Here is an 8380-nt window from a genome sequence, read left to right on the forward strand (position 1 = left end):
TGTGGCTCAGCCGGCGAACTCGGGGCCCTTGAGTAGGGCGCGGGTCCTGCGGTACATCCGCCAGCCGATCGTCGGCAGCGAGTCCGGGTACGGGGCGGCCTTCGCGCCGCACCCCTCCATCCACCGCTCGATGTCGGCGACGGTGTGACCGCGGCGCAGGATGAGCCGGGCGATGCGGTAGATCTCGTCCGACTCGGAGCTGAGCGCGTGCCGGACGGCGACCGCCGAGGCGTACCCGGCAGCCGCGACGGCCCGGCGGACGGCGGGGCTGTTGTAGCCGTGCGGGTAGGCCATGTGCCGCACCTCGTGCCCGAGGACGTCCTCCAGAACCGCCTTCGCCTCGCGCAGTTCGCGGCGCAGGAGGTTGGGCGCGAGGGTGTCCAGTTGCGGGTGGGTGACGGTGTGCGCGCCGACCTCCATCCCGTACTGCTCCAGGCGCGGGGCCTGGGAGAGGGTCATCATCGGCGCCGGCGGCAGCAGACAGGGCCGGCCCGGGGTGATGGCTCCGGTGGTGAGGTACACGGTGGACGGCAGGTCGCGGTCGGCGAGCGCCTCGGCCGTCGGTCCGACGAGGTCGGCGAAGCCGTCGTCGAAGGTGATGACGACCGGGCGGGGCGGCAGCGGGGCGCCGGCGGCGAAGTGCGCGGCGAGGGTGCCGACGGTGATCGCGGTGCGTCCGCTGGCGACGATCGCGTCGAGCTGGACGGCGAACTCCGCAGGCGTGACGGTGAATTCGGCGATCCAGTCCGGTGGGTTCTCCATCACGGCGTGGTAGAGGAGGACGGGTATCCGGGTACGGAGGGGTGCGCTCGTCATCGGACCGCCGCCTTTCGCAGACCGGCCTGCGCCCGGGCCCTCGCGCGGGCTCTCACCCGGGCCTTCGCATAACCGAGCGGGCCGAGGAGCATGCCGCGTCGCTCCAGTCGGGAGAGGCTCCTGGGCCAGGGATGGTGCTGGGTGCCGTGCTCGCCGGGGACTCCGCCGGCGCCCTCGCCCCGCTGGGCGGTCATGGTCCGGGCGTACGCGAGGCCGCGCGGGAGCCGGGTGAGGAGCGCGGGCAGCAGGCGGGGGCGGCGGACGAGGGTCGCGGTGAGGTACGCGGTGAGGCCGGCGCCGTAGCCGTACGCCTGGTTCCGCAGGTCCTGCCAGGTCTCGCGGTGGTGGTGCCAGACGAGCGCCTCGGGGGTGTAGCGGAGGCGGTGGCCGGCGGCGAGGACGGCGACGAAGGCGTAGAGGTCGTCGCCTCCCCTGGCCGGGGTCCCGGTGCCGGTCGACGGGTCGAAGCCGCCGGCCTGTCGGAGGGCGGACGCCCGGAAGGCCATGTTGGCGCCGGAGCCGAAGCTCCCCGCGGTGAAGGGGAAGAGAGGCTCGTCGGCGGGCGGGCGCGCCGGGTCGTACAGGCGGGGGGCGAAGCCCTTGGCGAAGCCGCCGTGCGATTCGAGGAGGATCTGGGCGGGGGTGCCGAGCCGGGCGGGCAGGATCAGGCCGGTGACGCAGCCGAGGCCGGGGTCGGCGGCGAAGGGTTCGGTGAGGGCGGTCAGCCAGTGCGGGTCGGCGATGACGTCGTCGTCGGTGAAGGCGAGGACCTCCCCGTCGGCGGCGGCGGCGCCGGTGTTGTGGGCGACGGCGAGGCCGGGGGTGTCCTCGCGGACGTACCGCACGCGGTCGGCGTACTTGCGGGTGACCAGCTCGTGGGTGTCGGTGGTGCGGGGTGCGTTGTCGACGACGATCAGCTCGTGGTCGGGGTGGTCCTGGGCGAGGAGCGAGTCGAGGGCGCGGGCGAGGGACTCGGGGCGCTCGCGGGTGGCGACGATCACGGAGGTACGGGGCGGGGTGGGTGCAGGCGCCGCCAACGGCTGTGCGGCAGCATGGTGTTCGGCTTCGGCGTGCGGCCGGGCGGCGGTCCCGACCCGCTCGCGCGCGAGGGCCCCGAGCACCTCGGCGGGGTCCTCGCCCTCCCGTACGGTTCCGACGACGGTGGCCGCGGGCCGGCCCCCGAGCCGTACGAGCGCGTACACGTCACCGGGCGCCAGGGGCGGCCCGCCGGGCGCCGGACGCACGGCCGTGACGGGCCCGTCGGGCGCGTCGAGGTCGAGCTGGGCGACGGAGATCGCGCGCGGAGGAGGTGCGGGGCGGTCGGGGCGGCTGCTCGGTCGGCTGCTCAACGGGGATCCCCCAGGGGAGTACGGCGGCGGGCGCGGGCTCGGTGGCTGGGAAGGCGGCGGGGCGGAACCGGCGCGCGCGGGGACGAGGGTGTGGGGCTGAGGGTGCGGGTGCGTCGGGTGCGTCGGGTGCGGCGTGTGGGACGTGTGCGACGTGTACGACGGGAGGGCTGCGACGAGCGCGAGGGCGCGGGGTGCGGGGTGTCGCGTGCGGCCTCGGCGCGTACCGTCGCCTCGGCGGCTATCCGTTGCCCCGCAGCCGCGCGAGCCCGTTGAGGGTGGCGCGGGCCCTGGCCGCGAGGGCCGGCCGGTCACGGACGAAGCGGTGGGCGCGCCGGGCGGGCTCGCGCCCGAGCCAGTGCAGGGCGGCCCGCACGCCGGGGACGAAGACGGCACCCTCGTGCACCGTCAACTCCCCCGTCTTCAGCGCGTCCTTGTACTCGGCGTCGCCGCGCCCCAGGTCCAGCATCCGGATCCCGTCGCCGGCCGCCGCCTCGGCCATCCGCAGATGGAGGACGAGCCCGGGCGAGTACTTCGCGAACTCGGGGTCGTACGCCGGGAACCAGCAGGACAGCACGGTCCCGGACCGCAGACCGAAGTGGGCGGCGATGGGCCGCTCCCCGACGTACAGCACGGACAGGACACCGGAGCAGCCGGGCGTGCGCTGCTCGTGGAGGCGCCGGACCAGGGTGGTGATCCACTCCTTGGCGAAGCGGTCGCCGCGTCCGGTCCGCTTGTACTGGGCGGACTTCCACTCCATGAGGGTGCGCAGGGCGGCCGGATCGCGCTCGTCGAAGACGAAGCGCACCTCACCGTCCGCCTGGCGGCCGAGCTTGCGCTCCTTGGCGAGGGTGGTCTTCAGGAACTTGGGCGACTGGATGCGCAGCAGCGCCTCGTAGGCCGCGTAGCCCTCGCCGACGTCGATCACGGGCGAGGCGAAGGACTCGGTGGCGGCGCCCTCGAAGACGGGCTGGCCGGCCTCCATGTTGTCGAACTCCCAGGCCACGACGCCGCAGGCGCGCAGCACCGCGCGGGCGCCGGGCCGCAGTCCGGGCCGCAGGACGGCGCCCTGGCTGTCGGAGACGCCGAAGCCGATGGCCCGGCCCTGCCCCAACAGCCCCTTCTCGTACGGGAAGAAGCCGACGGGCTCGTCCCCCTCCCACCAGACGGCGACACGCGAACGGGGGCGCACCTGGGCGACGGTCCGCGTGAACTCCGGTTCCATGAAGGGGTTCGCGGGAGCGCCGGACTTGGCGCGCAGCTCCCGCCACGCCTCGATCTCGCGCTCGCCCAGCTCCCCCGGCCGTACGACCCGCACACGCAAAGCACTCACCTTGCCGACCCCCCGGTCTACCCCCTGAGTACTGCCAGGACAGGACGGTACCGGTCCGAACCCTTCCTCGGCAGGCATACTCGGCCATTCCGTGGCCGCGCTGCGAAGCGGCGGTCGCGTGGGGGCATTGATCATCAAGAGACGGACGGGGCAGGGAAGTTGAAGATCATCGGGTGGGGCAGGACCGCGGACGTCTACGCGCTGGACGGGGACGGGAGCGGGGACGCGGGCGCGGGCGGGGACGCGGGCGGGGACGCGGGTGCGGGCGGGGAGTGGGTGCTGCGGAGGTACCGGGACGGCGCGGACGCTACCCGGGAGGCCGCGGTGATGGGGCGGCTGGCCGGCCACGGCTATCCGGTTCCGGCGGTGCTGCGCGCCGAGGGGCCCGACCTGGTGATGGAGCGCCTCACGGGGCCGTCGCTCCTGGACGCGCTCCTGGACGGCACGTGCGAGCCGGAACCGGCGGGCGAGCTGATCGCAGAGCTCCTCACCCGCCTGTACGCCCTGCCGGACTCCCGCCTCCTGCACCTGGACCTGCATCCGGGGAACGTGGTGCTCACGGCATCCGCGGGCCCCGTCGTCATCGACTGGCAGACCGCGGAGGAGGGCCCGCCGGGCCTGGACTACGCGATGTCGGCGCTGATCCTCGCGGAGGTGGCGGCCTCCCCCGCCCCGTACGCCCCCGGCGCCCGCGCGGGCCTCGCCGCCCTCATCGGGGCCGTCCGCACCCCGCTCCTCCCCCACCTCCCGACGGCCCGCAAGCGCCGTGCGGCGGACCCGAACCTCACTACCGACGAGGTGGCGGCCCTGGGTGCGGCGGACTCCCTGGTGAGGTCCCTGGCGACCGCCTGACGGTCAGGACGCGGGGGCGGCCGGGTGCGGCTTCCGCTGGACGGTGTCGCTGCTCAGGCCACCCGCACGCCCTTGCGCCAGACCTCCGTCACCAGCGGGACGCCCGGGCGGTACGCCAGGTGGACGGGGGACGGGGCGTCCAGGAAGGTCAGGTCCGCGCGGGCGCCGGGGGACAGGCGGCCGACGTCCGTGCGGCGGAGGGCCGCGGCGCCGCCCGCCGTGGCGGACCAGAGCGCCTCGTCGGGGGTCATGCCCATGTCCCGTACCGCGAGGGCGATGCAGAAGGGGACGGAGGACGTGAAGGACGAGCCGGGGTTGCAGTCCGTGGAGAGGGCCACGGTGACGCCAGCGTCCAGGAGGCGGCGGGCGTTCGGCCACTCGGCGCGGGTGGAGAACTCGGCGCCGGGGAGGAGGGTGGCGACCGTATTGCCGGAGGCCAGGGCGTCGACGTCGGCGTCGGTGAGGTGCGTGCAGTGGTCGGCGCTCGCCGCGTCCAGCTCCACCGCCAGCTGCACGCCGGGGCCGTACGTCAGCTGGTTGGCGTGCACCCGGGGGTGCAGGCCCTTCGCCTTGCCGGCGGTGAGGATCGCGCGGGCCTGGTCGCCGTCGAAGGCGCCCTTCTCGCAGAAGACGTCGATCCAACGGGCGTACGGGGCGCAGGCGTCGAGCATCTCGCCCGTCACCAGCTCCACGTACGCCGCCGGGTCGTCGGCGTAGTCCGGGGAGACGATGTGCGCGCCGAGGTACGTCACCTCGTCGGTGTGCTCGGCCGCGATCCGCAGGGCGCGGGCCTCGTCCTCGACCGTCAGGCCGTAGCCGGACTTCGTCTCGAAGGTGGTCGTGCCCTGGCGGAGGGCCTCCGCCAGGAAACGGGCGACGTTCGCGGACAGCGCCTCGTCGGAGGCCGCCCTCGTCGCCGCGACCGTGGTGCGGATGCCGCCCGCCTTGTAGGCCTGGCCCGACATGCGGGCGTTGAACTCGGCGGTGCGGTCGCCCGCGAAGACGAGGTGCGAGTGGGAGTCGACGAAGCCGGGGATCACGGCCCGGCCGGCCGCGTCGACCCGGTTGTCAGTGGCGGGTGTTTTGCTGGATTCACCGACCCAGACGACACGGTCGCCCTCGATGACGACGGCCGCGTTCTGGATCAGGCCAAGGGGGCTGCCATCACCGAGGGAGGGGTCGTTCGTGACGAGACTGGCGATGTTGACGATGGCGGTGGCGGCCGTCGCCACGGCGCTGTTCGCGCTCGTGGGGCCGGAGGTCGCCGCCGGGTTGTTCGTCGCCGCGGGGCCGGTGTTCATGGTGCGGGGTGTCTCCTTCAGCCGTTTCAGCCGCGCAGGGCGGCGATCGAGTCCGCGAGGGCGGCGCCCACGTCCGGTACGGAGTGGTGGACCCCGTCCCGTACGACGTGACGGCCGGCCACGACCGTGTGCCGGACGTCCGCTGCCGACGCGGCGAATACCGCCGTCTCGGCTGCCAGACGCGGTACCGGTCCCGCTGTCCTGACGCTGTCCAGGGCGATCGTCGTGAAGTCGGCGAGCGCGCCCGTCTCCAGGGTGCCCGCGTCCGCCCAGCCGAGGGCCGCGTGACCGTCGGCGGTGGCGGCCCTGAGCAGGGCGGCGGCCGTCCAGTGGCCGCGGGTGCGGGTGCGCAGGCGCTCGTTCAGCTCCATGGCCCGCGCCTCCTCCAGGAGGTCGATGACCGCGTGGCTGTCGCTGCCCAGGGAGAGCGGAGAGCCGGCGCGCTGGAGGGCGACCGCCGGGCCGATGCCGTCCGCCAGGTCGCGTTCGGTCGTCGGGCACATGCAGGTGCCGGTGGTCGACGAGCCGAGGAGACCGATGTCGCCGGCCGTCAGGTGGGTGTTGTGGACGCCCGTCGTGCGGGGGCCGAGGACGCCGTGCTCGGCGAGGAGCTGCGTCGGGGTGAGGCCGTGCGCCGCGATGCAGGCGTCGTTCTCGGCGGTCTGCTCCGAGAGGTGGACGTGGAGGGGGGCCTCCCTGTCCTGCGCCCACCGGGCGACCGTGGCGAGCTGGTCCGCCGGGACCGCCCGTACGGAGTGGATGGCCGCGCCGATCCGTACGCCGTCCCGCTCCTTGAGGGCGGACACGCGCTCGGCCCACCGCTCGGCGGTGCCGTCGGTGAAGCGGAGCTGGTGCTGCTCGGGCGCGGCGCCGAAGCCGGAGGAGAGGTAGGCGGTGTCGAGGAGGGTGATGCGGATGCCCGCCTCGGCGGCGGCCGCGATCAGGGCCTCGCCCATGGCGTTGGGGTCGGCGTACGGGCTTCCGCCGGGCGCGTGGTGGAGGTAGTGGAACTCTCCGACGGAGGTGATGCCGGCGAGCGCCATCTCCGCGTAGACGGCTCGGGCGAGGGCGAAGTAGGTGTCGGGGGTGAGGCGCTGGGCGACGGTGTACATCACCTCGCGCCAGGTCCAGAAGGTGCCGGAGCCGACCTGGACAGTGCCGCGCAGGGCGCGGTGGAAGGCGTGGGAGTGGGCGTTGGACAGGCCGGGGATCGTCAGGCCGCGCAGGACGACCGCGCCGGGGGGCGGGGCGTCGACGCCGGTGCGGACGGCGGTGACGCGGCCGTCCGACACCTCCAGGGCCACGCCCGGCTCGACGCGCGTGTCGAGCCAGGCGTGCTCCAGCCAGTACGTCGTCAGCGACACGCCAGGCCCTCCAGTACGTCGGCGAGTGCGAGGACACCGGCCGCGCAGTCGTCCTCGGCCGCGAATTCGGCAGGGGAGTGCGAGACGCCGGTGGGGTTCCGTACGAACAGCATGGCGGTCGGGATCGACTCGGAGAGGATTCCGGCGTCGTGTCCCGCGCCCGTGCCGAGGACGGGGACCTTGCCCGAGGAGTCCAGCAGTCGGGACAGCTCGTCGCGCAGGGCGTGCGAGAAGTCCACGACCGGGGTGAAGGACTCGCGGACGACCGTGAGGTCGATGCCGTGGCGGTCGGCGTAGGCGCGGGCCTCGGCCTCGATGCCCGTGACGACCTTGTCCAGGGCGCCCTGGTCGGCGGCGCGGGCGTCGAGCCAGCCTCGGACGAGGGACGGGATGGCGTTGACGCCGTTCGGCTCGACCGCGATCTTGCCGAAGGTGGCGACGGCGCCCGCGAGTTCGGCCTCGCGGCGGGCGGCGAGGACCGTCTCCGCGTAGGTGAGCATCGGGTCGCGGCGGTCGACGAGCCGGGTGGTGCCGGCGTGGTTGGCCTCGCCGGCGAAGTCGTACCGCCAGCGGCCGTGCGGCCAGATCGCGGAGGCGAGGCCGACGGCGTCCCCGGACAGGTCCAGGGCCCGGCCCTGCTCGACGTGCAGCTCGACGAAGGCGCCGATGCGGGCCAGCCGCTCCGGGTCGGGGCCGATGGCGTCCGGGTCGTACCCGGCCGCCTCCATGGCCTGCGGGAGGCTGACCCCGTCGCCGTCGCGGAGCTCGTACGCCTGCTCCTTCGTCAGCCGGCCGGCGGTGAGGCGGGAGCCGACGCAGGCGAGGCCGAAGCGGGCGCCCTCTTCGTCGCCGAAGTTGACGATGGCGAGGGGGCGCCGGAAGACGGCCCCGCGGGAGCGGAGCTCGTCGAGCGCGGCGAAGGCGGAGACGACGCCGAGGGGGCCGTCGAAGGCGCCGCCGTCCGGGACGGAGTCCAGGTGGGAGCCGGTGACGACCGCGTCACCGGCGGTGGGGTCGCCGAGCCAGGCCCACTGGTTGCCGTTCCGGTCCGTCTCGACGTCCAGGCGGCGGGCCTCGGCCTGCATCCGGAACCAGAGCCGGCAGTCGGCGTCGGCGCCCGTCCAGGCGTAGCGGCGGTAGCCGCCCGAGGCGTGGGGGGGGGCGGCGGGGGCGGCCCCGCGGCCCCCAGGCAGGGGGCGGCCGCCCCCGCCGGGGGCCGCGGCGCGCGGGGGGCCGCGCGGGGGCCCCCCCCCCCGCCGGGGAGGGGGGGGCCGGGGGCCCCCGGCGAGCGGGAGCGGGGGGGTGGGGGGAGCCACGGGGCCCCGGGGGACCGAGGCCGGAGGGGGCGCGGTGTGGTGAGCCAGAGGC

General features: G+C 75.2%; 7 protein-coding genes. 1 reads left to right on the forward strand and 6 read right to left on the reverse strand.

Translation table 11 applies throughout. The features are described from left to right. Positions 1–6 precede the first annotated feature (6 nt). From ACWFR1_RS35210 to ACWFR1_RS35220, 3 genes are all read right to left on the reverse strand, one after another. Positions 7–816 (reverse strand): polysaccharide deacetylase family protein, encoded by an 810-nt coding sequence (locus ACWFR1_RS35210; protein WP_453558721.1) that lies wholly within the window; start codon positions 814–816, stop codon positions 7–9. Beyond that, positions 813–2111, reverse strand: coding sequence for a glycosyltransferase (locus ACWFR1_RS35215; protein WP_453558739.1), 1299 nt, complete (start codon positions 2109–2111; stop codon positions 813–815). The genes ACWFR1_RS35210 and ACWFR1_RS35215 overlap by 4 nt, the downstream gene beginning before the upstream one ends. A 292-nt stretch (positions 2112–2403) precedes the next feature. Continuing rightward, entirely contained in the window at positions 2404–3486 is a 1083-nt protein-coding gene (locus ACWFR1_RS35220; protein ID WP_453558742.1) for a GNAT family N-acetyltransferase, read from the reverse strand. A 168-nt stretch (positions 3487–3654) separates the two neighbouring features. On the opposite strand from ACWFR1_RS35220, the gene ACWFR1_RS35225 reads away from it, so the two are divergent. Further along, on the forward strand, positions 3655–4347 hold the full coding sequence (locus tag ACWFR1_RS35225) for a phosphotransferase (RefSeq protein WP_453558724.1): 693 nt from the start codon (positions 3655–3657) through the stop codon (positions 4345–4347). Between the two features lie 53 nt (positions 4348–4400). On the opposite strand, the gene hutI is transcribed toward ACWFR1_RS35225, so the two are convergent. Genes hutI through ACWFR1_RS35240 form a run of 3 tightly spaced genes read right to left on the reverse strand, consistent with a single transcriptional unit; the run spans position 4401 to position 8205 of the window. Then, positions 4401–5648 (reverse strand): imidazolonepropionase, encoded by a 1248-nt coding sequence (gene hutI, locus ACWFR1_RS35230; protein WP_453558726.1) that lies wholly within the window; start codon positions 5646–5648, stop codon positions 4401–4403. Between the two features lie 26 nt (positions 5649–5674). Beyond that, positions 5675–7012: a formimidoylglutamate deiminase gene (locus ACWFR1_RS35235; RefSeq protein ID WP_453558729.1), complete on the reverse strand. Its 1338-nt coding sequence runs from the start codon at positions 7010–7012 to the stop codon at positions 5675–5677. Next, entirely contained in the window at positions 7003–8205 is a 1203-nt protein-coding gene (locus ACWFR1_RS35240; RefSeq protein ID WP_453558745.1) for an allantoate amidohydrolase, read from the reverse strand. Before ACWFR1_RS35240 ends, ACWFR1_RS35235 begins: the two co-directional genes overlap by 10 nt. Between the last annotated feature and the right edge of the window lie 175 nt (positions 8206–8380).

Source organism: Streptomyces sp. NPDC055103 (assembly GCF_053607625.1).